Consider the following 24,595-nt stretch of genomic DNA (forward strand, 5'->3'; position numbering starts at 1 on the left):
AGCCGGTGCGGCGGAGACCGCGTGTCGTGCCTGCTTCGGTGAGCGGCGCGGCGTTTCCTCCTGTTCTCATGACCCGAGGCGGAGGCAGAGAGGGTGGTCGAACGGCACTCGGCTCGAGTTCCGGACACATTCCGACCGCATCGGCACGAGAATCGGAGCATGGCCGCGACCACTACGAGGACCCTCGAACTGCTCTCGCTGCTGCAGAGCCACCGGCACTGGACCGCGCGCGAGCTCGTCGAGCGGCTCGGCGTGAGCGATCGCACGCTGCGCCGCGACGTCGAGCGGCTGCGCGAGCTGGGCTACGGCATCGAGTCGATCCGCGGCGTCGCGGGCGGCTACCGGCTCGAGGCGGGCACCGGGCTGCCGCCCCTGCTGCTCACCGACGACGAGGGCGTGGCGATCGCGGTGGGCCTGCGCTCGCAGGCGGCGGCCGGCCTGCGCGGTGCCGAGCACACGACGCTCAGCGCGCTCGGCAAGATCGAGCAGGTGCTGCCGCCCGCGCTGCGCCGGCGCATCGAGGCCCTGCAGTCGCACTCGGCTCCCGCACCCGGCGAGGGACCGGCGGTCGACAGCGAACTGCTCGGCCTGCTCGCGCTCTGCTGCCGCGACGCCGAGCGCATCCGCATGCGCTACACGGATGCCGCGGGCATGCCGTCGGCGCGATCGGTCGAGCCGCACCGGCTCGTGCCCCTCGGCCGTCGCTGGTACCTGCTCGCGTGGGACCGCGACCGCGACGACTGGCGAACGTTCCGCCTCGACCGCATCGCCGACGTGTTCCAGACGCGCGTGCGGTTCGAGCCCAAGCCGCTGAGCGAGGAGGACGCCGTGGCGCACGTGCGGTCGGCGGTGCGCTGGCGCGACCGGTCGGTCCGCGCGGCGGTGCACCTCGACGCGCCCCTCGCCGAGGTGCAGGCGGCGCTCGGCTCCTGGGGGCGCGACGCCTACGCCTCGACCGACGGCGTGGGCACGGTGTGGCCCGTCGAGGGCGAGTCCCTGCAGGCCGTCGCGGCCGCGTTGCTGTGGGTTCCGCCGGGCATCGGATGCCGCGTGGCGGGCCCGCCCGAGCTCACCGAGTACCTGCGGGCGCAGGCCGAGCGGTTCGCCGCGGCATCCGCTCATGACTGAACGCGGGCGGCACCGGAAGGCGGGGAGGGACGGGGATCACCGGGGAGTCGCGCGTGGCTCTGCCGGATCATGCAGCAGCCGCGTTCGGGTCACGCGCGCTCGATCGGCGGCCGCCCGCCGCGAAGCTCGACCACCGCACCGGCGTGGCCGCTGCGGGCGAGCGTCAGTGCGAGTTCGGCCACGTCGGCCGGCGGGATGAGCGGCGGCACGGCCGCGCGCTCGTCGGCCGAGAGGCTGCTCCATTCGGCGACCGCGCGATCGAGGCCGATCCAGCCGGGCACGATGCACATCACGCGCACCCCGTGGGCCGTGCCGAGACCGCGGGACGCGGTCGTGAAGCGGATGAGCCCCGCCTTCGCGGCGGCGTACTCGGGCGACCCGTAGGCCGAATCGCCGAGCGCGGCACTCGAGGCGATGTTGATCACGGCACCCGCGCCCCGCCGCCGCATCGACGGCAGCGCGAGCTGCGTCAGGAGCATCGGGGCATGCAGGTCGAGGTCCAGGGTCGCCGCCCACTCGTCGGGCGGCGCCTCGGGGTACTGGGCGTCCGGACTCCAACCGCCGGCGTTGTTCACCAGCACGAGGGGCCCGCCGTCGGCGTCGGGGGAGTCGCCGGCCTCGGCGGCCGTGATGATACGCGCGGCATCCGACGGGCGGCGCACGTCGCCCACGACCGTGCGCGCGGAAACGCCCGAGGCACGGACGAGCCGTGCGGTCGCGCGTGCCCCCTCGGCATCGACGTCGGCGATCACGATGTCAAGACCGGCCCGCGCGAACCCCTCGGCGAGCGCCCGGCCGAGCCCGCCGCCGGCTCCCGTGACGATCGCCGTGCCGCCCTGCAGTTCCATGTGGACACCTCCCGGCACACGGTAACGTCCGCCGCCCACACGGGCACTGGCGGATGTCGGCGGCCCGCGGTTGGCTGGGGCGATGGACATCGCATTCGTCGCGGGCTTCGGCCCGATCGGCACCGCCGACTCGGCCTCGCACGACTTCTGGGCGGGTGCGTTCGGCATCCCGTTCCACGAGAACGCGCCGGGCTACTTCCACACCGAGGAGCTGCCCGGGGTGCGGGCCTTCGCGATCTGGCCGCTCAGCCAGGCAGCCGAGGCCACGTTCGGCACGACCGAGTGGCCCGTCGACCGGCGCGTGCCGCAGGCGTGGATCGAGTTCGACGTCGCCTCGCCCGAGGCCGTGGCACCCGCCGTCGAGGAGCTCCGGGCGGCCGGGCACGAGATCCTCGTCGACGCACACCTCGAACCGTGGGGGCAGACGACCTCGCGGCTCATGAGCCCCGAGGGCCTGCTCGTCGGCGTGAGCTACACGCCGTGGATGCATCCGGCCGAGTGAGCCCGGCGGGGTGGGCCCCTGCGTGAGCCCGCAGTGCCGGGCGGCTCGGCGCTACTCCGTGGCGCGCTCGAGCGTGCCGATCTCGGCGCCCGACGCATCGGAGACCGTGAGCGTGTCGCCCGAGACCACGGCCGTCGCGAGTCCGGAGAGCCAGTCGTCGACCCCCTCGCAGGCCATGCGCGTCGACGCCACCTGGCTGAACGTCACGTTCGCCCCGTCGGCGGTCCACGACCCGACGAGGCGGTTGCAGCCGTCGGTGCCCGTGAGGCCGCCGTCGTCGGCGAGCACGAGGGAGGGCTCGGTGCGCGTCGCGGTGTCGCCCCACGTGCCGACCGGGTCGGCAGCGTCGCCCCCGCCGGGGTTGGCGGCGCAGGCGGTGAGCGCGCCGGCGGCCAGGAGGATCGATCCCGCGAGGGTCCAGCGTCGAAGCGTCGATGACATGCGGTCACCGTAACCCGGCGGGGGGCGCGGCGTCAGCCCCAGTGGGAGGGCAGCGCCGTGTCGTCTCAGCCCTCCGAGGCGGGCGGCGACGAGAGTGCCGCGGCCCGGGCGAGCGCGTCGCGCGCGGCGACGACGGCGGGACGCCGGGCGGCGGCACGACGGGTCGACGAGAACACGGCGCGCTGGGGGTCGCCCGGCAGGGGTGAGAGACGGACGCTCGGGCGCTCGCCCGCCCAGACGAGGTCGGGGAGGAGCCCGGCGGCGTTGCCCGAGCGGATGAGGCGGATGTGCGCCATGAGGTCGGCCGTCTCGAAGCGCACGTCGGGCTCGAAGCCCGCCTGCCGGCACAGCTGCTCCGCCCACTCGCGCGAGGCGGTGCCCCGCGGCTCCATGACCCAGGGCATGGATGCCGCCGCGGCGAGGCCGGCGAGGTCGGCGGCGGGGGTCTCGATACGCGCCTGCGGCGCTACTCGACCGGCGGAGGGGGTCTCGATACGCGCCTGCGGCGCTCCTCGACCGGCGGGGGCGCCTCGACCCGCAGGGGCGTGCGCGGGCGGGAGGGCGAGGCGGATCGCGTCCTGGGCGAGGGGGACCCGGTCGAGCTCCGGATGCAGCGGCCGCGTGTAGCCCGGGTACTGCTCCGCCACGACGAGGTCGAAGTCGCGGGCGGCCACGTCGAAGAGTGCGAGCTCGGGCTCGCGCTCGGTGACCTCGACACGCAGTGCCGGGTGCTCCGCGGCGAGCAGTGTGAGCGCCTGCGGCACCACCGCGTGGGCGGCCGACTGGAACACGGCGATGCGCACCGTGCCGCCGACGGTCGTGAGGGAGCGCGCGACATCCGCCTCGGCCTCTTCGAGCCGTTCGAGCACGACCTGCGCATGCCCGACGAGCAGTTCGGCCTGCGGGGTGAGCTGCACGCGCCGGCCGACCTGCACGAGCAGGGGAACGCCGACCTCCTTCTCGAGCTGGCTGAGCTGCTGGGACACCGACGAGGGGCTGTACGAGAGGGCGTCGGCGACCGCCGAGAGCGTGCCGCGCTGGCTGAGTTCGACCAGCAGGCGCAGGCGTCGCACGTCGAGCATGGGCGGCCTCCGGCATCCGTGGGTCTCGGTCGCGGCGTGCCGGTCGGGGCGCCGCGGGATCATTCGGGAATCATGAACAGTATGCATCGGATTCATTCGCTGTACTGAACGGATGCAACGGCGCACACTGGAAGGGCCGGCGCGCACCACCCCCACGCGCCCTCGAGACGAAGGACATCGCAGTCGTGACCACATCGAAGCTGCTCGCGGACGCCGTTCCCACCACCGACAACGTCGTCGCACTCGTCGAGCGCTGGCTCGCCGAAGCGAAGCACCACCCCGTCGACCCCGCGGCGCAGCGCCTCGCCGGCGTGCTCAAGGACCCGAACGGCCTCGCCTTCACGGTGGGCTTCGTCGACGGCGTCATGCGCCCCGAAGACCTCGGCGTCGCCGGCCGCAACCTCGCCGAGGTCGCGAAGCTCACGCCGAAGTTCCTGCCTGCGTACCTCAAGGGCGCGATCCGACTGGGCGGCGCGATGGCGCCGGCCTTCCCGTGGCTCGTGATCCCGATCGCTCGCCGTGTGCTGCGCGCCATGGTCGGCCACCTCGTGCTCGACGCCACCCCCGCGAAGCTCGGCCCCGCGATCGCGAAGCTGCGCGAGTCGGGCAACCGCCTGAACCTCAACCTGCTCGGCGAGGCCGTGCTCGGCGAGCAGGAGGCCGACCGCCGCCTGCAGGGCACCTACGATTTCCTCGCCCGCGACGACGTCGACTACGTGTCGATCAAGGTGTCGAGCGTGGTCAGCCAGCTCTCGATGTGGTCGTTCGACGAGGCCGTCGAGAAGGTCGTCGCCAAGCTCACGCCGCTGTACGAGCTCGCGGCGAAGGGGTCGGCCCAGGGCAAGGCGAAGTTCATCAACCTCGACATGGAGGAGTACCGCGACCTCGACCTCACGATCGCGGTCTTCAAGAAGGTGCTCGACCAGCCGCAGCTGCACGGCCTCGAGGCCGGCATCGTGCTGCAGACCTACCTCCCCGACGCGCTCGGTGCGATGCAGGACCTCACCGCGTGGGCGCAGGCTCGCCGCGCCGCTGGCGGTGCGCCCATCAAGGTGCGCATCGTCAAGGGCGCCAACCTCGCCATGGAGCACGTCGACGCCGCCATCCACGACTGGCCGCTCGCGACGTACGGCACCAAGCAGGACTCCGACACGAACTACAAGCGCGTCCTGCACTGGTCGATGGCGCCCGAGCGCATCGACGCCGTGAAGCTCGGCGTCGCCGGCCACAACCTCTTCGACGTCGCCCACGCCTTCCTCACCGCCAAGGAGCGCGGGATCGAGCAGGGCGTCGAGTTCGAGATGCTGCTCGGCATGGCCACCGGGCAGGCCGCCGCCGTGCGCGGCGACGTCGGCCGCCTGCTGCTCTACACGCCCGTCGTGAACCCCACCGAGTTCGACGTGGCGATCGCCTACCTGATCCGCCGCCTCGAGGAGAACGCGAGCCAGGACAACTTCATGTCGGCCGTGTTCGAGCTCGGCGACGACCGCGGCCTGTTCGATCGCGAGCGGCAGCGCTACGAGCGTTCGCTCGCGGCCCTCGAGGCCGACGCGGATGTCGCGCCCGCGCCGAACCGCAGCCAGGACCGCCGCACCGAGCGTGCCGCCGCCGCATCCGTCATCGCCGCCGCCGAGGCGTCGACCGCGGAGCCGCTCGCGCCCGCCGCGGCCCCCGGCGAGGAGCACGAGGGATCGCTCACGAGTGTCGTGCTCGGCCTCACCCGCGGCTCGACCGGCGATCTCGAGCTCGCGGATGCCGCCGCATCCGGCTCCGCCGCCACCCCCGGATTCCACAACGAGCCCGACACCGACCCGGCGCTCGCCGCGAACCGCGAATGGGGCCGCAGCATCCTCGCCCGCGTTCCCGGATCGACCGCCGGCGTCGACGCCGTGCGGGCCGCTCGCATCGACGACGCCGCGACCCTCGCACAGCTGATGGCCGCGGTGACCGAGCGCGGCGCCGAGTGGGGGCGTCGCTCGGGCGACGAGCGCGCCGCCGTGCTGCACCGCGCGGGCCTCGCGCTCGCCGCGAACCGCGACCGGCTCATCGAGGTCATGGCCGCCGAGACCGGCAAGACCATCGCCGAGGCCGACCCCGAGATCAGCGAGGCGATCGACTTCGCGCACTACTACGCCGAGCGCGCCCGCGAGCTCGATCGGGTGCAGGGCGCCACGTTCGTGCCGTCGAAGCTCACCGTGGTGACACCGCCGTGGAACTTCCCCGTCGCGATCCCCGCGGGCGGCGTGCTCGCGGCGCTCGCCGCGGGCTCGGGCGTCATCATCAAGCCCGCGAAGCTCGCCCAACGATCCGGCGCGGTCATGGTCGAGGCGCTGTGGGAGGCGGGCATCCCCAAGGACCTCCTGGCGCTCGTCGACCTCGGCAACCGCGACCTCGGCACCCAGCTCGTCTCCGACGAGCGGGTCGACCGCGTCATCCTCACGGGGGCCTACGAGACGGCGGAGCTGTTCCGCTCGTTCCGCAAGGACCTGCCCCTGCTCGCCGAGACGAGCGGCAAGAACGCGATCATCGTGACGCCGTCGGCCGACCTCGACCTCGCGGCATCCGACGTCGCGAAGAGCGCCTTCGGGCACGCCGGCCAGAAGTGCTCGGCCGCGTCGCTCGTGATCCTCGTGGGCTCGGTCGCGAAGTCCGAGCGCTTCCAGCGCCAGCTCGTCGACGCCGTCACCTCGATGCGCGTCGGCTGGCCCGAGCACGCGACGAGCCAGATCGGCCCGATCGTCGAGCCCGCGAACGGCAAGCTCCTGCACGCCCTCACGACCCTCGGCATCGGCGAGGAGTGGCTCGTCGAGCCGCGTCGACTCGACGGCACGAACCGGCTCTGGTCGCCCGGCATCCGCACGGGCGTGAAGGCCGGGTCCTACTTCCACCTCACCGAGTTCTTCGGCCCCGTGCTCGGCATCATGCACGCGAAGGACCTCGACGAGGCGATCCGCATGCAGAACGCCGTCGATTACGGCCTCACCGCGGGCCTGCACTCGCTCGACGCCGGCGAGCTCGCGACGTGGCTCGACCGCGTCGAGGCGGGCAACCTCTACGTGAACCGCGGCATCACCGGCGCGATCGTGCAGCGCCAGCCCTTCGGCGGCTGGAAGCGCTCCTCGGTCGGCGCGGGCGCGAAGGCCGGCGGCCCGAACTACCTGTTCGGCCTCGGCGACTGGGTGCCCGACCACGGCGAGCAGAGCCGGTCGCTGCACCTGCGCGGCCTCGAGCAGCGCGTCTCCGAGCTCATCGAGGCGTCGCAGTCGTCGCTCGACTACGAGTCGTTCGAGGTGCTGCGCCGGTCGGCGCTCAGCGACGAGGTCGCCTGGGCCGAGGAGTACGGCACGGTCAAGGACGTCTCGGGCGTCGGCGTCGAGCGCAACCTCTTCCGCTACCTGCCGCTGCCCGTCACGATCCGCCTGAGCGAGGACGCGACCCTCGCCGACGGCCTCCGCGTGATCGCGGCCGGCCTCCTCGCGAAGTCGCGCTTCAGCGTGTCGACCGCGCACGAGCTGCCCAAGGGCGTGCGCTCGATCCTCGCGGCCCGCGACATCCGGGTCGTGCGCGAAGGCGACAGCGGCTGGCTCGAGCGCGCGGCCGCGGGCGGCATCACGACCTCGCGCGTGCGTCTCGTCGGCGGCTCGGCCTCGGCGCTCGCCGAGGCGACCAACGGCACGCCCGACCTCGCGGTGTGGTCGCACCCCGTCACCCCGTCGGGCCGCGTCGAGCTGCTCCCCTTCCTGCACGAGCAGGCCGTCTCGATCACCAACCACCGCTTCGGCAACCCGACGACGATCTCCGAGGGTGTCATCTAGCGAGCGGATGCCGCGTGGGGCCTGTGAGTCCCCACGAGCGGAGGGGGCGGCGCAACCCGCCGTCCCCCTCCGTCTTCGGCCGGCTCGACGCCGGCGCGTCCCCGACGCCCACAGGGTTCCCGCGTGGCGCACCCCCGGGTGGTCGGCGCCCGGCTGGCGCAGGAGGTAGCGTCATCCGGTGCGGATCGCGATCGTGGGGGCGGTGCTGCTGCTCGCGGGCGCCGCGGCGGCGATCGCCGGCGTGCTTCCGGCCGAGGACATCGTCGCGCTCGTCGGGCGCGTCGCCCCGATCCTCGCGTTCGTCGTGGCGGTGACGATCGTCGCCGAGCTCGCGGCCGAGGCCGCCGTGTTCCGGGTGATCGCCGAGCGGCTCGCGGGCGTCGCGCGCGGCCGGGCCTTCGTGCTGTGGCTGCTCGTGCTCGCGCTCGCGGCGGCCTCCACGATCTTCCTCTCCCTCGACACCACGGCGGTGCTGCTGACGCCGATCGTCGTGTCGCTCGCCGCGCACGCGCGCATCTCGCCGATCCCGTTCGCGCTCACGACCGTGTGGATCGCGAACACCGGGTCGCTGCTGCTCCCGGTCTCGAACCTGACGAACCTGCTCGCGGCGGAGCACTTCGGGCTGCACCCGCTCGAGTTCGCGGCGCTCACGTTCGCGCCGGCCGTCGTGGCGATCGTGGTGCCCGCGATCATCATCTTCGTGACGAGGCCGCGCCAACTCCTCGTGCGGTTCGAGCCGGAGCGCGGCACGCCCCCCGAGGATCGGGTGCTGTTCGGGATCGCGGCGACGACGCTCGCGCTCCTCGTCCCGGCCCTCGTCTCCGGGATCGAGGTCTGGATCCCCGCGGCCATCGCGGCGGCCGTGCTGGCGATAGCGTTCGCGGTGCGTCGCCCGGCGGTCCTGCGCCCGTCCCTCGTGCCGTGGCCGCTCGTGGTCTTCGCCTCGGGGCTCTTCCTCGCGGTGGAGGCGCTGCACGCGGCCGGCACGACCGGCGTGCTCGGCACGCTCGCGGGAACGGGCGACGGGCCGCTCGAGCTGCTCCGGCTGGCGGGGCTCGGCGCGGCATCCGCCAATGCCGTGAACAACCTGCCCGCGTACCTGGCGCTCGAGCCGTTCGCGGACGACCCGGTGCGGATCGTCGCCCTCCTGATCGGCGTGAACGCAGGTGCGATCATCACCCCGTGGGGGTCGCTCGCGACCCTGCTCTGGCACTCCCGCCTCGTGTCGATGGAGGTCGAGATCTCCTGGCGCCGCTTCATGCTGCTCGGCCTGCTGGCGGCTCCGCTCACCGTCGTGGCCGCGACGCTCGCACTGTCGTTCGCCCAGGGCACGGCGACGGGCTGACCTGCGCGCAGCCCGGGTGGCGTGCCGCGCAGGACGATCGTCACGTCACCGGCATCCGGAGCGCACCTAGGCTCGGGGTGTGGCTGCACACGCACCGATCGTCACGCTCACGATGAACCCCGCCGTCGACGTGAGCAGCTCGACGGACGTGGTCGAGCCCGAGCACAAGCTCCGCTGCGGACCGAGCCGGTTCGACCCGGGCGGTGGCGGCGTCAACGTCACGCGGGCGATCCGCAACCTCGGCGGCAACTCGATCGCGATCTACCCGCTGGGCGGACCGAGCGGACAGGCCTACCGCGGCTTCCTCGAGGCGGAGGGGATCGTGGGACGGGTCATCACGATCGCGGGCAACACGCGTGAGAGCTTCACGATCGACGAGCTCTCGACGGGGCGTCAGTTCCGGTTCGTGCTGCAGGGCCCCACGTTGCGGGAGCCCGAGTGGCGCGCATGCCTCTCGGTGGTGGGCGACATGCTGCCCGTCGGCGGCTACCTCGTCGCGAGCGGCAGCCTGCCGCCGGGCGTGCCCGACGGGTTCTACGCGCTGCTCGCGCGCATCTCCGCCAGGAACGGCGTGCGGCTCGTCGTCGACACGTCGGGGCCGGCGCTCGCAGCGGCGCTCGAGGCCGGCGTGTTCCTCGTGAAGCCGAGCCTGCGGGAGTTGGGCGAGCTCGTCGGCGCCGACGGCACCCTCGACGCCGACGAGCAGGTCGAGGCCGCGCAGGAGATCGTCGCCGAGGGGCGCGCCGAGATCGTGGCGCTCACCCTCGGCGGCGCGGGCGCGCTGCTCGTGACGGCCGACGAGGTGCTCCGGCTGCCGACGCCCCGGGCCCAGGTGAAGAGCGTCGTCGGCGCGGGCGACTCGTTCCTCGCCGCACTGGTGCTGCGGCTGGCCCAGGGCAGGTCCCTGGCCGAGGCGTTCCGTTCCGCGGTCGCCGCGGGCACGGCGGCGGCGATGGCGCCGGCGACGGAGCTCTGCCGCGCGGCCGACGTCGCGCGGCTCGAGGCCGAGCTGGCGTAGCCGGGGTCGTCGGTCGAGGAGCGAAGCGTATCGAGGCCCTCGCCGGTCGAGTAGCGAAGCGTATCGAGGCCCTCGCCGGTCGAGTAGCGAAGCGTATCGAGGCCCTCGCCGGTCGAGTGGCGAAGCGTATCGAGGCCCGGCGGGAGTGGTCTCGATACGGCGCTGCGCGCCTACTCGACCGGCGGAATCGGGTCAGCGACCGCGGTTCGCCCGCCGCGTTCGGCGCGGGGCGCGCCCGCCGAGGAACGACTCGCCCGCGTCCACGATGAAGCCCTGCCGCAGGGCCTCGCGGCCGATCAGCATCCGGAACCCCATCTCGTCGCGATTGCTGAGGTTCATCTCCGCGGTGACCGTGCGCCCGAGCAGCACGAGGTCCATGAGCACCACGATGCGCTCGTCGACGTGGCCCGAGGAACTGCGCACGTGGCGCCGATCGTGCACCGGGCACTCCACGACCACGGCGTCGTCGTTGGAGTTCTGCCAGGGGCGCACGCCGAAGCGCACGAGGTCGAGTCCGTCGCGCTGGATCTCCTCGACGTCGAACGCGTGCAGTGACGAGGTACGGGCCCCGGTGTCGAGCTTCGCCTTGATCCACGGGACGCCGATGCCGGGCAGGCTCACCCACTCGCGCCACCCCGCGATGGTGCTTGAATGGATGGGCTCTGTCACACGCTTATCTTCTCAGGGGCTCAACGATGAAACTTGCGATCCTCTCGCGCGCCCCTCAGGCGTACTCCACGCAGCGCCTTCGCACTGCGGCGCAGCAGCGAGGACACACCGTGCGGGTGCTCAACACGCTGCGGTTCGCGATCGACCTCTCGGGCGCCGAGCCCGACCTGCAGTACCGCGGACGCCCGCTCTCGGACTACGACGCGATCCTGCCCCGCATCGGCAACTCGATCACCTACTTCGGCACCGCGGTGGTGCGCCAGTTCGAGCAGATGGACGTGTACACGCCCAACACCGCGAACGGCATCACGAACGCGCGCGACAAGCTCCGCGCGAACCAGATCCTCTCGCGGCACAACATCGGCATGCCCGCCACGACGTTCGTGCGCAACCGCGCCGACGTGCGCCCCGCGATCGAGCGCGTCGGCGGCGCGCCCGTGGTGATCAAGCTGCTCGAGGGCACGCAGGGCATCGGCGTGATCCTCGCGCCGCAGGCGAAGGTCGCCGAGGCGATCATCGAGACGCTGCACTCGACGAAGCAGAACGTGCTCATCCAGCGGTTCATCGCCGAGAGCCGCGGTCGCGACATCCGTGCGCTCGTCGTGGGCGACCGCGTGGTCGCGGCCATGCGGCGCGTCGCGAGCGGCGACGAGTTCCGCTCGAACGTGCACCGCGGCGGCACAGTCGAGCCCGTCGAGCTCACGCCCGAATACGAGGAGGCGGCGGTGCGCTCGGCCCAGATCATGGGCCTCAAGGTCGCCGGCGTCGACATGCTCGAGGGCAACGAGGGCCCGCTCGTGATGGAGGTCAACTCGTCGCCGGGCCTGCAGGGCATCGAGACGGCGACGAACCTCGACGTCGCGGGCGCGATCATCGACTACATCGCCAACCAGGTGGCGTTCCCCGAGATCGACGTGCGGCAGCGGCTCACGATCTCGACCGGGTACGGGGTCGCCGAGCTGCTCGTGCACGGCAGCGCCGACCTCGTGGGCAAGACGCTCGGCGAGTCCGGGCTGTGGGAGCGCGACATCACGGTGCTCACCCTGCACCGCGGCGCCACCGTGATCCCCAATCCGCGCAAGGGCGTGCAGCTCGAGGCCGAGGACCGACTGCTCTGCTTCGGCAAGCTCGAGGAGATGCGGTCGATGATCCCCGAGCGGCGTCGCCGCCGCGCGAAGGTGCGCAGGCTCCCGAAGGAGCCCATCCCGGTTCCGGCTGAGCCCGCCTGATCGGTCGCGATGCCGGCGCCGGCCGGGTCGGCGCGCCGGAGTGAGGTCTCCGTGGGCGAGGCCGGTTGCCGAGGGCACTCCGCCGCAGAAACGGCACTCTGGTGCGAGCATCGGGCGAGCGGATGCCGCGGGGCGGCGTGAGACCGCTCGTCGGTCGAGTAGCCGCGGAGCGGCCTATCGAGACCCTCGGGTGCGGACCCGGGTCTCGATACGCGCCTGCGGCGCTACTCGACCGGCGGAGGGGTCTCGATACCCGCCTGCGGCGCTACTCGACCGGCGGCCTTCGGCGCTCCTCGACCGGCGGGTGTGTCAGGGGCGGGCGCGCAGCGCGCGCTCCGCGGCGGTCAGCGCGGCATCCGTCGGCACCCCGAGCCGGCCGGCCACCTCGGCGAATGCGGATGCCGCGGCCTGCAGCGCCTGCTCGGCGGGGTCGCCGGTGGCCCGCACGAACGTGCCATTGCGGCCCCGGCCCTCGACGATGCCGTCGGCCTCGAGCTCCTTGTAGGCGCGGGCCACGGTGTTCACCGCGAGGCCGAGCTCGTCGGCGAGCGCCCGCACGGTGGGGAGCTTCGCGCCGGCGGGGAGCTCACCCGAGCGCACAGCGTCGACGACCTGGCTGCGCAGCTGTTCGTAGGGCGGGGTGGTGCGCGACGCGGCGTCGACGACGAGGCGCAGTCGCGGCATCCGCTAGTCCCGGTTGCGGTTGACCAGCCGCGAGAGCACGATCGCGCTGCGCGTGTGGTCGACGTTGGGGGCGATGCGCACGCGCTCGAGCGCATCCTCGAGCGAGGCGATGTCGCGCGCGCGCATGTGCACGATGGCGTCGGCGCTGCCGGTGACGGTGCCCGCGTAGACGACCTCGGGCACGCCCTGCAGGATGCGCTGCAGCTCGTCGGGCGCGACCGTGCCGCGGCAGAAGAGCTCGACGTAGGCCTCGGTGCTCATGCCGTCGACCGCGGGGTCGACCTGGATCGTGAACGAGCGGATGACGCCGTCGGCGACCAGGCGGTCGACACGCCGCTTCACGGCCGACGCCGACAACCCGACCGACGAACCGATATCGCCGTAGCCGGCCCGGGAGTTCTGCCGCAGCAGGTCGAGGATCGCTCGGTCCAGGTTGTCCATGCGCCGAGTGTACGTCGGTGTGTTGCGTCTCCACAGGCCGTGACGCCGGTTTCGTGCGCGGATCGTGACAATCCGCGAGCGGGCGGGTTCAGGATGCCGCGGTCGGGTCGCCGGCGATCGCCGGCTGTCCCGCGGCCGACGAGGTCTCCGCGATCGCCGCGTGCCGTTCGCGCAGCCCGTGCATCAGGGCGCCGAGCCCGAGCCGGAACGCACGATCGGCGCCGTATGCGTCGGCGTGGTCGGGGTCGAGGGCGGAGCGCAGCGCGCCGAGGTCGGCGGCGACCGTCGCCTGCACGAGCAGGTCGCCCGGCGCGACGATGTCGAGTGCGGAGCCGAGCACGTGCGCCTCGACGGTGCGCATCACGGCCACGGCGTCCCGCGTCGGCCAGCCGCCGTCGAGCAGCGCTGCGACGACGATCTCGTACATCTCGAGGGTCGAGGGGTCGCGGATCGGCGTCGTGGCGAGCAGGGGGATCACGTTGGGGTGCGCCGCGAACGCGGTCAGGTACGACCGTGCCCACGCCTGCAGCGCGGCATCCCACGGCTGCACGGCGAACGCCGACGTGTCGATCTCGGCGACGATGCGCGCGCGCACGAGCTCGATGAGCTCGGAGCGGCTCCCGACGTGGTTGTAGAGCGAGGAGACCTGGCGGTCGACGCGGCTCGCGACGGAGCGCATGGTCAGCGCCTCGCCGCCCTCCTCGTCGATGAGGTCGAGCGCGGCGCTCACGAGCTCCTCGCGCTTCAGTCGGGCCACGATTTCACCTCCGGGGTCTTCCGTCGCCGTGTTCGGGAGTGTAACGTGCACTCCACGCAAATACGAACAGTGTTCGTATACGGATGCCGCCGAGGGGCATCCCCGAGGACGGCGACAGGCGAGATGCGATGACCACGATGTTCTTCCATGGCGGCACGGTGTGGACCGGCGGCGACGCGGGCGCGGGTCCCGGCGTGGCAACCGGCGCGGATCCCGCGGCCCCGAGCGAGCGCGCGCTGCTGGTGCGCGACGGCGTGATCGTGGCGGTGGGCACCGACGCGGAGCACGCGGCATCCGGAGCCGACCTCGTCGTCGACCTCGGGGGCGGGTTCCTGATGCCGTCGTTCGGCGACGGGCACGCGCACCCGCTCTTCGGCGGCATGGAGGACGAGGGTCCCGACATCCGCTCGGCCGACTCGGTCGCCGGGATCGTCGCGGCCGTGCGCCGGTACGCCGACGAGCATCCCGACGAGGAGTGGATCACCGGTGCCTCGTACGACGGCAGCCTCGCCGAAGACGGCCTGTTCGACGCGCGCTGGCTCGACGATGCCGTCGCCGACCGGCCGGTGGTGCTGCGGGCGTGGGACTACCACACCGTGTGGTGCAACTCGCGGGCGCTCGAGCTCGCGGGCATCGACGCCGGCACGCCGGAACCCGAGCTCGGGGAGATCCCGCGCCGAGCCGACGGGACCCCGCTCGGCACGCTGCGCGAGTGGGGCGCCGTCGACCTCGTGTCGGCCGTCATGCCGCCCCGCTCCCTCGAGCAGGGGCTCCGCGCGCTCGAGCGCGCCGGCCGCTACTACCTCGATCGCGGCGTAACCTGGGTGCAGGACGCGTGGGTCGAACCGGCCGACGTCGACGTCTACGTCGCCGCGGCCGAGTCGGGCCGCCTGCCACTGCGCTGCAACCTCGCCCTCTACGCCGACCCGCGACGCTTCGCCGCCCAGCTGCCGGGCATGGTCGCCGCGCGCGACCGCGTCGTCGCGACCGGCTCGCCGCTCCTCACCGCGAACACCGTGAAGTTCTTCGCCGACGGCGTCGTCGAGAACGAGACGGGCGCCCTGCTCGAGCCCTACTGCTCGGGCCTCCACTCGCACGGCATGTCGGTGTGGGGCGCCGAGCGCCTCGCCGAGGCGGTGCGGGCAGCGGATGCCGCGGGCTTCCAGGTGCACATCCACGCCATCGGCGACGCGGCCGTTCGCCAGGCGCTCGACGCGATCGAGCAGGCCGTCGCGGCGAACGGACCGCGCGACCGCCGCCCGGTGATCGCCCACGCGCAGCTCGTCGACGACGCCGACCTCGATCGCTTCGCCGCGCTCGGTGTCATCGCGAACATGCAGCCGCTCTGGGCGCAGCTCGACGCGCTCATGAACGTGCTCACCGTTCCCCGCCTCGGGCAGGAGCGCAGCGATCGCCAGTACCGCATGCAGTCGATCGCCCGCTCCGGCGCGACGCTGGCTTTCGGATCGGACTGGCCGGTCTCCTCGGGCGACCCCCGGGACGGCCTCGCGGTCGCGGCCTCGCGGCGCAACGACGACGGCGAGCCCGCGGGCGGCTGGACGCCGCACGAGATCGTGCCGATGCACGCAGCGCTCGCGGCCTACACCACGGCGGTCGCCCACCAGGCGTTCGCCGAGCAGGGCACAGCGCCGTGGGGGCGGATCGTCCCCGGCGCGAGCGCCGACCTCGTGCACCTCGCGCGCGACCCGCGCGAGGTGGACCCCCACGACCTCCCCGTGATCGAGATTCGCCAGACCTACCTCCGCGGCATCCCCCGTCGCAGCTCCGAGCGCAGTGTCGCGCTCCACCCTTGAAAGGATCACCTCGATGTCCCGACTCGATGCCGCCGGCGCGACCGCCGCCGACACGCCCGGCAGCCCGGCCGCGCCCGGCACGCCCGGCACGCCCGGCACCACGAAGGCCACCCCGAAGGCCACCCCGAACCACGACGGCGCCCACCTGCGGCGCGTGCTCGGCGTGCCCTCGCTCGTGCTCTTCGGACTCGTGTACATGGTGCCGCTCACCGTCTTCACGACCTACGGCATCGTGACGCAGCTCACCGGCGGGCGCGTGCCGCTCGCCTACGTCATCACGCTCGTCGCGATGGCGTTCACCGCCCGGTCGTACGCGCGGATGGCCGTCGCCTACCCGTTCGCGGGGTCGGCGTACGTGTACGCGCAGCGCAGCTTCGGACCCGGCATCGGCTTCCTCGCCGGCTGGTCGCTCATGCTCGACTACCTGTTCCTGCCGATGATCAACTACCTCGTCATCGGCATCTACCTGAACGCGGCCTTCCCCGACGTGCCCCAGTGGGTGTTCATCGTCGCGACGATCGCGCTCGTCACCGTGCTCAACGTGATCGGCATCGTCTCGGTGGCCCGCGCGAACTTCGTCATCATCGCCGTGCAGACGCTCTTCATCGTCGCGTTCGTCGCACTCAGCGCCACCGTGCTCGGCGGTACCGGCGAGGTCGACCTCGCGGCGCCGTTCACAGGCGACGGATCGGTCGACGGAGTGGGCGTGCTGTTCGCGGGCGCGGCAGTGCTGTGCCTCTCGTTCCTCGGGTTCGACTCGGTGTCGACCCTCGCCGAGGAGGCGAAGGAGCCGACCCGCTCGGTGCCCCGCGCGATCATGATCACCACGGTCGCCGCGGGCGTGATCTTCGTGCTGCTGTCGTACCTCTCCCAGCTCGTCTACCCGTCGAACGCGTTCACGTCCGTCGACTCCGCGGCCCTCGACGTCATGGCAGCCGCCGGCGGGCAGTTCCTCGTCGTGTTCTTCACCGCGGCGTACATCGCGGGAGCGGCGGGGTCGGCGCTCACCTCGCAGGCGTCCGTGGCGCGCATCCTGTTCGCGATGGGCCGCGACGGCGTGCTGCCGCGTGCGGTCTTCGGACGCCTGTCAGCTCGGTTCGGCACTCCGGTGCTCTCGATCCTCATCGTGTCGGCGGTCTCGCTCCTCGCCGTCGTCATCGACCTGGGCCTGCTCGTCGAGATGATCAGCTTCGGCGCCCTCATCGCGTTCTCGGTCGTCAACCTCAGCGTCATCAAGCACTTCTTCGTCGACCGCCGCGAGCGCTCGGGCCGCGCGGTCGTCGGCAACCTCGTGCTGCCCCTCATCGGCTTCGGGCTCACGCTGTGGCTCTGGACGAGCCTCTCGCCGCGCACGTTCGTCGTGGGCCTCGCCTGGCTCGCGCTCGGCGTCGTGATCCTCGCGGTGGTCACGCGCGGGTTCCGTCGTCCGACGCCCATGCTCGACCTGCGCGAGGAGGCGCCACTCGACGAGGTCGCCGCGCTCGGCCGCAAGTGAGATGATCGGCGCGGGGGCCGTTCGCGCGCAGGCCCTCGTGCGGGTCGTCGCGACGAGCGGGCAGTTCGGGAAGGCGGTGCGGCGGCATGAGGCGCTCACGGCAGTTCCGGTACTGGTTCCCCTTCCTCGCGTCGGTCACGGTGCTGCTGAGCGCGTGCTCGTCGGGCGGCGGCATCCGTTCGACCGATGAGCCGTCGATGAGCAGTGCGGCGACGGGTCGGGCGAGCGCGCAGCACGATCGTGCCGGAGTGGTCGACATCGGCGCCGGGCGGCAGATGTACCTGGCGTGCAGCGGCACCGGTTCGCCGACGGTGGTCCTCGTGTCCGGGCTCGGCGACAACGCCGAGATCTGGAGCACGCCGTCGGCGGTCGCGGACCCCGAACCGCCGACCGTCTTCGCCGGCGTCGCCGGATTCACCCGGGTGTGCGCCTACGACCGCCCGGGCACCGCCGACAGCCGGTCCACCGTGGTGGCCCAGCCCACCAGTGCGCAGACCTCGGCGGACGACCTCGAGGCGCTGCTCGTCGCAGCCGGCGAAGCGCCGCCCTTCGTCCTCGTCGGGCACTCCTACGGCGGCCCGATCATCCGGCTGTTCGCCGCGGAGCACCCCGCCGGCGTGAGCGGCCTCGTGCTCGTCGACGCGCTCTCGGAGGACCTCGTGGCCGGCCTGAGTCCGGAACAGGCGGCGCTGTTCGAGGAGCTGAACGCACCACCGCCCCGGTCGGGTGCGGAGACCTTCGACGCCGCCACCGTCTTCGCCGAGCTGCGCGGGTCGGCCCCGGTGCCCGATGTCCCGGTCACGATCCTGACCGCCGACATCCCGCAGCTCACCCCGGAGGTGGTGGCGTCGGGGCAGCTGCCGCCCGGAGTGGACCAGGGGTTCGCCGATGCGCTGTGGGCCGCGCAGATGGCCGCCCAGAACGCGCTCCCTGCGAAGTTCGCGCGTTCCGTGCACATCACCCGCACCGGGAGCGACCACTACATCCAGCTCGGCAACCCGCAGCTCGTGATCGACGCGATCCGCACGACCGTCGACAGCGCCGGCTGACCTCCGCCATCGCCTCGGGGCCCGGCCCGCTCCCCAGCGCCGTCTCCTAGGCTCGAGGAATGACCCTTGACGCACCCGTTCGGCTGGGCGTGCAGCTCCAGCCCCAGCACGCCACCTACCCCCAGATCCGCGACGCCGTGCTCCGCATGGAGGACCTCGGCGTCGACATCGTCTTCAACTGGGACCACTTCTTCCCGCTCTCGGGCGACCGCGACGGTCTGCACTTCGAGGCGTGGACGATGCTCGGCGCGTGGGCCGAGCAGACCGAGCGCGTCGAGTTCGGCACGCTCGTGAACTGCAACTCGTATCGCAACGCCGACCTGCAGGCCGACATGGCCCGCACGCTCGACCACATCAGCGCGAAGGGCGGCGGGGCCGGCCGGTTCATCTTCGGCACCGGCTCGGGCTGGTTCGAACGCGACTACGACGAGTACGGCTACGAGTTCGGCACGGTCGGCTCGCGGCTGAACGACCTGGCCGACGCCCTGCCGCGCGTGCGGGCGCGGTGGGCGAAGCTCAACCCGGCGCCCACACGCGACATCCCGATCATGATCGGCGGCAAGGGCGAGCAGAAGACGCTGCGCATCGTGGCCGAGCACGCCGACATCTGGCACTCGTTCGTGCCCCCGGCCGAGATCGCGCACAAGCTCGACGTGCTGCGGGGCTGGGGCGAGCGGGTCGGCCGGGATGTCTCCCAGATCACGATCTCGAACGAGCTCGCCCGCCACCGCCTCGACGACGACCACGCCGACGCGCTCCACGACGCCGGCGTGCGCCTCTTCACGCTCGGCATCTCCGGGCCGGCCTACGACGACGCGCCGGTGAAGCACTGGCTCGAGTGGCGCGACCGCAAGAACGGCTGAGCGGGCGGATGCCGCGGCGCCGCCCCGTTCGCGGCCCCGCGACCGGTCGCCGCGCGTCGGCACTCGGCGGCCCGATCGGGTTCAGAACGAGACGATGAGACCGAGCTCGACCGTGCCCGCCGCGTCGAGGTGCGCCACGGCCAGCCCGTACCCCTGGGCGTAGTACTCGATCCGCAGGCCGTCCGCGGGCAGGCGGCCGTCGATGGTGCAGGAGATCGACGACGGTCCGGCGGGCAGCAGCAGGACGAGGCACACCTCGCCGCCCGTCGTGCGCGCGAGGAAGGCGGCCGGCCCGTCGGTGCGGATCGCGAGCAGCCGGACCGACATCGGGTCGATCGTCGCGTCGACGGTCGCGACCCGCTGCGCCTCGTTGGCCTGCGGGAGGCGCTCGAAGAGCGGGAGCAGGTCGGTGGCGTCGAGCGGCGTGCCCGGTGCGCGCGAGGCGGACGGCCCGGTGCCCTCCGATGCGCCGGAGTCCGCGGGCACCTGCCGCCCGATGCCCAGTCCCACGCCGACGCCGATGACGAGGGCGGCCGCGCCGACCGCGAGCGTCCAGCGGAGGAGGCGGGACGACCGGGGTGCCGCCGCCGCGGGGGCGCCGCCGTCGGACGCCGTCGGTGCGCCGGCATCCGACGACCGTGTCGCATCGCCCGCATCGGGGGAGTCCGGCGAGGCGACGGCCGCCTCGACCTGCGGCGCCCGCTCGAGTTCGGCCCCGCGCGAGGCGAGCTGCGCGAGCTCGGCGACGGCCCGGGCGCGTTCGTCGTCGCTCGCGTCCGCGCCGTAGGCGATCCGCTGCAACTCGCGGATGCGGCCCTCGCTGGCGTCCACGCGGCCCCCTTCGGTCACGTCGCTCCGGCCAGCATGCATCCGCATGCGGCGGGCTGCAAGCGGCTCCCAGCCCGTTGTCAGGCGTCAGCCGGTTGCGCCGGGGAGGTTGACGGTCACCTCACCCGACGGATGCCACGTGGCGGCGTATGCGGTTCGGCCCGTGCCCCTGGCCTCGATCGAGAGGCCGTCACCGGGGAACCGGCGGTCGCTGGTGCACGCGCTCGCGGTGACGGTGTCGGGAACGGCGACGATCACGCACACGTCGTCGCCTCCGGCAGCGCGCGCCGCGTGCACGGTGACCCCGTCGACTCGCGACGCGAGGAGCCGGAAGGTGGTCGGGTCGTACGTCGGGTCGCCCGCCACCGACGCCGGAACGTCCTCGGGTACCTGCGGCCGGTCGAAGACCACGAGCGCTGGGATGTCGCTGACGGGGATCATCGACGGACCCCCGGCTTCGGGCCCGACGGGCACGACGCGCGCGCCGAACGACCAGCCCGCGATGACGCCGACGGCGAGCGAGACGGCCGCCGTCGTCACGATCCAGCGCACGAGCGATCCGACCGCGGGCGATGGGGTGGCGCCGGCCGCCGAGTCCGTCGCCGGTGCGGGCAGCCGAGGCGCGGGCTCTGCGGCCGGGCCGTCGCCGACTCGTGGGCGGTGTGCCTCGGGGCCGGGCCGGAAGAGCAGCGCGAACGGGTCGTCGCCTCCGGCGGCGGTCGTGGTCGTCGCCGCCGGGTTCGCGGAGGCGCCCATCGCCGATGGGCGGTGGAACATCGCCGGGGCGGACGCGGTGGCGCCGTCGCGCAGCAGGGCGAGCTCCGCCGCGGCCGACGCGCGCTCCACGTCGCTCGTGCCCGCCCCGTACGCGAGGCGCTGCAGCAGGGCGATGCGCTCGTCGTCGCGGTGCGGCATCCGTGGCACTCCGTCGGATTCGTTCGGGCAAGGGGCAGGGGCTGTGGTCAGGATGCCCCACCCTCGCGGTCACCGCAAGCAGCAACCGGGCGCTGCGGCATCCGCCACTTGGCGCCCGTCATACGGCGATACCGTGCAACGACGGGTTCGCGTGCGGCGGATGCGTGCGTATTCGGGCGAAACGCGCACGAATCGTGTTGCGCACGCCGAGAAGCGCCGCGGCTTTGCCGCCACACTGGAGGTGGCGTCTCGACGACGGCGACAACCGAACGTCGTCCCGAGGCTCGCGAGAGTGACCTGGTCCGCCGACACCACCGACGAGGAGCGCGGTGCAGCCCGGCGATGCCGGACCGCGCTTCCGCTGAGCCCCTCCAAGGAGTGAGATGTCGACCGTGATCCAGACCGACGCCCAGACCCGTACCGCCGAGCGCACCCCGTCCGAGAAGACCGTGCTGATGTGCCGCCCCGAGCACTTCACCGTCGTCTACCAGATCAACCCCTGGATGGACCCCGCCAAGCCGACCGACACCGCCCTCGCCGTGGCGCAGTGGCAGGTCCTGCACGACACGTACGTGGGCCTCGGCTTCGACGTGCACCTCATCGACCCCGTCGACGGCCTGCCCGACATGGTCTACGCGGCCAACGGCGGCACCGTCATCGACGGCATCGCCTACGGCGCGAGCTTCACGCACGCGCAGCGCCAGCCCGAGGGGCCCGCCTACATGGAGTGGTTCCGCAGCGCCGGCTTCGACGTGCGCGAGCCCGAGGAGGTCAACGAGGGCGAGGGCGACTTCCTCCTCGTCGGCGACGTCATCCTCGCGGGCACCGGCTTCCGCAGCGACTCGTCGAGCCACGACGAGCTGCGCCGCATCACCGGCCGCGAGGTCGTCACGCTCACGCTCGTGAACCCGAGCTTCTACCACCTCGACACCGCCGTCGCCGTGCTCGACTCCCGCCCCGGCCAGGAGCACATCGCCTACCTGCCGAGCGCGTTCGACGAGCCGTCGCTGGCGATCCTGCGCGAGCGCTACCCCGACGCGATCCTCGTCTCCGAGGAGGACGCCGCCGTGCTCGGCCTCAACTCCTACAGCGACGGGCGCAACGTCGTCATCGCCGCGCGTGCGAAGGGCTTCGAGCAGCAGCTGCGCCACGCCGGCTACAACCCGATCGGCGTCGACCTCTCCGAGCTCCTGCTCGGCGGCGGCGGCGTGAAGTGCTGCACGCTCGAGCTGCGTCGCTGACAGGACGTTCGACCCGCCGGGGGAGGCTCCCGGCGGGTCGACTGTGCGGATGACCGGAACCGGATCCGAGCAGCCCTACCGCACGCTCTACCGCGTCGCCGGCGTGGCCTCGCTCCTCTTCGTGGGGCTGCTGCTGGCTGCGCTGGCCCTCGACGTGATCGCGCCGCCCCCCGTCACGGGCGGCGCCGAGACGCTCGAGTTCATCGCCGGGCACAAGGCCGTCTACGTCGCCGAGCAGCTCCTGTGGATCGTGCCGAGCCTCCTGCCCGTCGTGACGTTCCTCGCGCTGTTCATCGCGCTGCGCTACACCAGTCCGAGCTGGGCGCTCATCGGCGCAGTCGTGGGCGGGCTGCCCTGGGCGCTGCTGCTCGCGATCCCCGTCTCGAGCCGAGGCTCGCTCGTGCTGGTCACGCTGAGCGACTGGTACGCCGTGGCGGCGACGCCCGAAGCGCGAGCGTCGTATGCGTCGGCCGCGGAGGCGCTCGTCGCCGAGAACAACACTCCGGGCATCCTGGGGGTGCTCGCTGCGGCGGGAATCCTGCTCGTCTCGCTCGTGATGCTGCGCAGCCCGCTGCCCCGCACGGTCGCGTGGCTGGGCATCGCCGCGGGTGCCGTCGGCGTGCTCAGCGAGCTGCTGCGCTACGCCGTGCCGGCGTTCTACTCCGCATACGGCCTGCTCATGTGGGCCTGGTTCGTGATGGTGGGCATCTCGCTCCTGCGTCGCGCATCGCGCATGGCGCCCGCTCCACGCCGCGGCGGGTACGATTCCTGAGTGCCGTCGCGAGGTGAGGAGCAGCGGATGACCCGGCCGCTGGTGGTGATCCCCACCTACGACGAACGCGAGAACCTCGCGGCGATCGTCGCGCGCGTGCGGGCCGCCGTGCCCGCGGCATCCGTGCTCGTCGTCGACGACAACTCGCCCGACGGCACCGGGGCGATCGCCGACGGGCTCGCCGCCGCCGACGCCTCGGTGCACGTGCTGCACCGCCGGGCCAAGAACGGCCTCGGCGCCGCCTACCTCGAGGCCTTCGCGTGGGCGCTCGACCGCGACTTCGACCCGATCGTGCAGCTCGACGCCGACGGATCGCACCTGCCCGAGGAGCTGCCCTCGCTCCTCGAGGCACTGCAGACGACGGATGCCGCGGGCCGCACGCCCGACCTCGCCATCGGGTCGCGCTGGGTGCCCGGGGGCTCGATCGTCAATTGGCCGCGGCACCGCGAACTGCTCTCGCGCACCGGCAGCGCCTACGCGGGCTGGATCCTGCGCCTCCCCGTGCGCGACGTGACCGCCGGCTATCGCGCGTTCCGGGCCGACGCGCTGCGCGACCTGCACCTCGAGCTCGTGCACACGCTCGGCTACGGGTTCCAGGTGGACATGCTCTGGCACGCGCACGAGGCCGGGCTCGTCGCGGTCGAGGTGCCCGTGACGTTCGTGGAGCGCGAGCACGGGCACTCGAAGATGAGCATCGGGATCGTGCTGGAGGCGATGGCGCGCGTCACCGCGTGGGGCGTCGGGTCGTGGTTCCGCCGCCGGCGCCAGCCGGCTCGCAACGACGGGCCGGCTGCGAGTCGTTCGCGCGCCTGAGGCCCGGTGCGGTCAGCGGCGCTCTTCGGCGACCGCGTTGCCGCCGTCGACCGCGATGAGCTGCCCGGTCGTGTAGGCCGCGCCCGGCGTCGCGAGCCACGCGACCGCGGAGGCGACCTCCTCGGGGCGGCCGCTGCGCTTGAGCGGCACGAGCAGCCCCTCCTCGGCCTCGCTCGGCAACTGGCTCGCGGTGGCGATCCAGCCCGGCGCGACGGCGTTCGCCGTGATGCCGAAGAGCGCCTCGTCGACGGCGAGCGCGCGCACGTAGCCGAGCATGCCGGCCTTGGCGGCGGCGTAGCCGACGTCGCCGCGCGAGGCCATGAGCGGGCCCGAGACGCTCGAGACGCAGATCACGCGGCCCCAGCCGACCTCGCGCATGCCCGGCAGCATCGCGCGGGTCAGCAGGAAGGCCGTCGTGAGGTTCATGGCGAGGCTCGCATTCCAGTCGGCGAGCGACATCGTGGCGTCGCCGTGGAGCATCTCGGGGTCGCCCGTCGCGATCATGCCGGCGTTGTTCACGACGATGGTGGGGCGGATGCCGCTCGCCGCGAGGTCGGCCGCGAGCGCGTCCACCTGCTCCTCGTCGTCGAGGCGCGCGACGAGTCCGGTGGCCGTGATGCCGGATGCGCGCAGCTCGGCGGCCCGCTCGAGCACGCGCCCGCTCGTGGCGGTGAGCACGATGCCGGCGCCGAGCTCGCCGAGGGCGCGTGCCGCCGCGAATCCGATGCCCGCAGGGCTGCCCGCGCCGCTCACGATCGCCACGCGTCCATCGAGGTTCCAGAGGTCCGGGAGGCTCATGACCACATCGTACGCACGGGCGTGCGGGTGCCGGGAGGCACTGCTCGG

23 protein-coding genes are annotated in these 24,595 nt (G+C 73.0%); 13 read left to right on the top strand and 10 right to left on the bottom strand.

What is annotated here, in order from left to right; genetic code table 11:
• Positions 1-159 precede the first annotated feature (159 nt).
• Positions 160-1,128, top strand: coding sequence for a helix-turn-helix transcriptional regulator (locus tag EDM22_RS02655; RefSeq protein ID WP_122935500.1), 969 nt, complete (start codon positions 160-162; stop codon positions 1,126-1,128).
• Positions 1,129-1,217: 89 nt separating this feature from the next.
• On the opposite strand, the gene EDM22_RS02660 is transcribed toward EDM22_RS02655, so the two are convergent.
• Positions 1,218-1,976, bottom strand: coding sequence for an SDR family NAD(P)-dependent oxidoreductase (locus EDM22_RS02660; protein WP_170963983.1), 759 nt, complete (start codon positions 1,974-1,976; stop codon positions 1,218-1,220).
• An 82-nt stretch (positions 1,977-2,058) separates the two neighbouring features.
• Here EDM22_RS02660 and EDM22_RS02665 point away from each other — a divergent pair, with 82 nt between their 5' ends.
• Complete coding sequence (locus tag EDM22_RS02665; RefSeq protein ID WP_122935594.1) at positions 2,059-2,478, top strand: VOC family protein; 420 nt, start codon at positions 2,059-2,061, stop codon at positions 2,476-2,478.
• 51 nt (positions 2,479-2,529) lie between these two features.
• Here the strand turns inward: EDM22_RS02665 and EDM22_RS02670 are convergent, their stop codons facing one another.
• Together EDM22_RS02670 and EDM22_RS02675 are read right to left on the bottom strand one after the other, a co-directional pair.
• Entirely contained in the window at positions 2,530-2,919 is a 390-nt protein-coding gene (locus tag EDM22_RS02670) for an META domain-containing protein (RefSeq protein ID WP_122935502.1), read from the bottom strand.
• 65 nt (positions 2,920-2,984) lie between these two features.
• The gene (locus EDM22_RS02675) at positions 2,985-4,001 is read right to left on the bottom strand and encodes a LysR family transcriptional regulator (protein ID WP_122935503.1); all 1,017 of its coding nucleotides are present in this window, start codon (positions 3,999-4,001) and stop codon (positions 2,985-2,987) included.
• Positions 4,002-4,186: 185 nt separating this feature from the next.
• Between EDM22_RS02675 and EDM22_RS02680 the strand changes: the two genes are divergently transcribed.
• The 3 genes from EDM22_RS02680 (at position 4,187) to EDM22_RS02690 (ending at position 10,179) form a co-directional block, all read left to right on the top strand.
• On the top strand, positions 4,187-7,816 hold the full coding sequence (locus EDM22_RS02680) for a proline dehydrogenase family protein (protein ID WP_245989136.1): 3,630 nt from the start codon (positions 4,187-4,189) through the stop codon (positions 7,814-7,816).
• Between the two features lie 178 nt (positions 7,817-7,994).
• Positions 7,995-9,161: an SLC13 family permease gene (locus tag EDM22_RS02685; protein ID WP_122935504.1), complete on the top strand. Its 1,167-nt coding sequence runs from the start codon at positions 7,995-7,997 to the stop codon at positions 9,159-9,161.
• Positions 9,162-9,240: 79 nt separating this feature from the next.
• Positions 9,241-10,179, top strand: a complete 939-nt coding sequence (locus EDM22_RS02690; RefSeq protein WP_245989137.1) for a 1-phosphofructokinase family hexose kinase — start codon at positions 9,241-9,243, stop codon at positions 10,177-10,179.
• Between the two features lie 192 nt (positions 10,180-10,371).
• Here the strand turns inward: EDM22_RS02690 and EDM22_RS02695 are convergent, their stop codons facing one another.
• The gene (locus EDM22_RS02695; RefSeq protein WP_122935505.1) at positions 10,372-10,848 is read right to left on the bottom strand and encodes an ATP-dependent zinc protease family protein; all 477 of its coding nucleotides are present in this window, start codon (positions 10,846-10,848) and stop codon (positions 10,372-10,374) included.
• 26 nt (positions 10,849-10,874) lie between these two features.
• On the opposite strand from EDM22_RS02695, the gene rimK reads away from it, so the two are divergent.
• The gene (gene rimK / locus EDM22_RS02700; RefSeq protein WP_122935506.1) at positions 10,875-12,077 is read left to right on the top strand and encodes a 30S ribosomal protein S6--L-glutamate ligase; all 1,203 of its coding nucleotides are present in this window, start codon (positions 10,875-10,877) and stop codon (positions 12,075-12,077) included.
• 309 nt (positions 12,078-12,386) lie between these two features.
• On the opposite strand, the gene EDM22_RS02705 is transcribed toward rimK, so the two are convergent.
• The 3 genes from EDM22_RS02705 to EDM22_RS02715 form a co-directional block, all read right to left on the bottom strand.
• Complete coding sequence (locus EDM22_RS02705) at positions 12,387-12,761, bottom strand: GntR family transcriptional regulator (protein WP_122935507.1); 375 nt, start codon at positions 12,759-12,761, stop codon at positions 12,387-12,389.
• A 3-nt stretch (positions 12,762-12,764) separates the two neighbouring features.
• Positions 12,765-13,202, bottom strand: coding sequence for an Lrp/AsnC family transcriptional regulator (locus EDM22_RS02710; protein WP_122935508.1), 438 nt, complete (start codon positions 13,200-13,202; stop codon positions 12,765-12,767).
• A gap of 88 nt (positions 13,203-13,290) precedes the next feature.
• Complete coding sequence (locus EDM22_RS02715; RefSeq protein WP_245989138.1) at positions 13,291-13,959, bottom strand: TetR/AcrR family transcriptional regulator C-terminal domain-containing protein; 669 nt, start codon at positions 13,957-13,959, stop codon at positions 13,291-13,293.
• Positions 13,960-14,087: 128 nt separating this feature from the next.
• Here EDM22_RS02715 and EDM22_RS02720 point away from each other — a divergent pair, with 128 nt between their 5' ends.
• From EDM22_RS02720 to EDM22_RS02735, 4 genes are all read left to right on the top strand, one after another.
• Positions 14,088-15,773: an amidohydrolase gene (locus EDM22_RS02720; protein WP_122935597.1), complete on the top strand. Its 1,686-nt coding sequence runs from the start codon at positions 14,088-14,090 to the stop codon at positions 15,771-15,773.
• Positions 15,774-15,786: 13 nt separating this feature from the next.
• On the top strand, positions 15,787-17,268 hold the full coding sequence (locus EDM22_RS02725) for an APC family permease (protein ID WP_122935509.1): 1,482 nt from the start codon (positions 15,787-15,789) through the stop codon (positions 17,266-17,268).
• A gap of 86 nt (positions 17,269-17,354) precedes the next feature.
• Positions 17,355-18,317: an alpha/beta fold hydrolase gene (locus tag EDM22_RS02730; RefSeq protein WP_122935510.1), complete on the top strand. Its 963-nt coding sequence runs from the start codon at positions 17,355-17,357 to the stop codon at positions 18,315-18,317.
• Between the two features lie 59 nt (positions 18,318-18,376).
• Positions 18,377-19,180 carry an LLM class F420-dependent oxidoreductase gene (locus EDM22_RS02735; protein ID WP_122935511.1) on the top strand — a complete coding sequence of 268 codons (804 nt, stop codon included), beginning with the start codon at positions 18,377-18,379 and terminating at the stop codon, positions 19,178-19,180.
• 81 nt (positions 19,181-19,261) lie between these two features.
• Here the strand turns inward: EDM22_RS02735 and EDM22_RS02740 are convergent, their stop codons facing one another.
• Positions 19,262-20,011 carry a hypothetical protein gene (locus EDM22_RS02740; RefSeq protein ID WP_122935512.1) on the bottom strand — a complete coding sequence of 250 codons (750 nt, stop codon included), beginning with the start codon at positions 20,009-20,011 and terminating at the stop codon, positions 19,262-19,264.
• 84 nt (positions 20,012-20,095) lie between these two features.
• Positions 20,096-20,923, bottom strand: a complete 828-nt coding sequence (locus EDM22_RS02745) for a hypothetical protein (protein WP_122935513.1) — start codon at positions 20,921-20,923, stop codon at positions 20,096-20,098.
• Positions 20,924-21,306: 383 nt separating this feature from the next.
• Between EDM22_RS02745 and ddaH the strand changes: the two genes are divergently transcribed.
• From ddaH to EDM22_RS02760, 3 genes are read left to right on the top strand one after another with little or no spacing between them, the layout of a single operon-like run.
• Positions 21,307-22,164 (top strand): dimethylargininase, encoded by an 858-nt coding sequence (gene ddaH, locus EDM22_RS02750; RefSeq protein WP_170963984.1) that lies wholly within the window; start codon positions 21,307-21,309, stop codon positions 22,162-22,164.
• A 49-nt stretch (positions 22,165-22,213) separates the two neighbouring features.
• Positions 22,214-22,936 carry a DUF4386 family protein gene (locus EDM22_RS02755; protein WP_122935514.1) on the top strand — a complete coding sequence of 241 codons (723 nt, stop codon included), beginning with the start codon at positions 22,214-22,216 and terminating at the stop codon, positions 22,934-22,936.
• Between the two features lie 27 nt (positions 22,937-22,963).
• Positions 22,964-23,749 (top strand): polyprenol monophosphomannose synthase, encoded by a 786-nt coding sequence (locus EDM22_RS02760; protein ID WP_122935515.1) that lies wholly within the window; start codon positions 22,964-22,966, stop codon positions 23,747-23,749.
• 12 nt (positions 23,750-23,761) lie between these two features.
• Here the strand turns inward: EDM22_RS02760 and EDM22_RS02765 are convergent, their stop codons facing one another.
• Positions 23,762-24,547, bottom strand: coding sequence for an SDR family NAD(P)-dependent oxidoreductase (locus EDM22_RS02765; protein ID WP_122935516.1), 786 nt, complete (start codon positions 24,545-24,547; stop codon positions 23,762-23,764).
• Positions 24,548-24,595 lie beyond the last annotated feature (48 nt).

It is taken from the genome of Agromyces tardus, assembly GCF_003710805.1.
Classification (GTDB): domain Bacteria; phylum Actinomycetota; class Actinomycetes; order Actinomycetales; family Microbacteriaceae; genus Agromyces; species Agromyces tardus.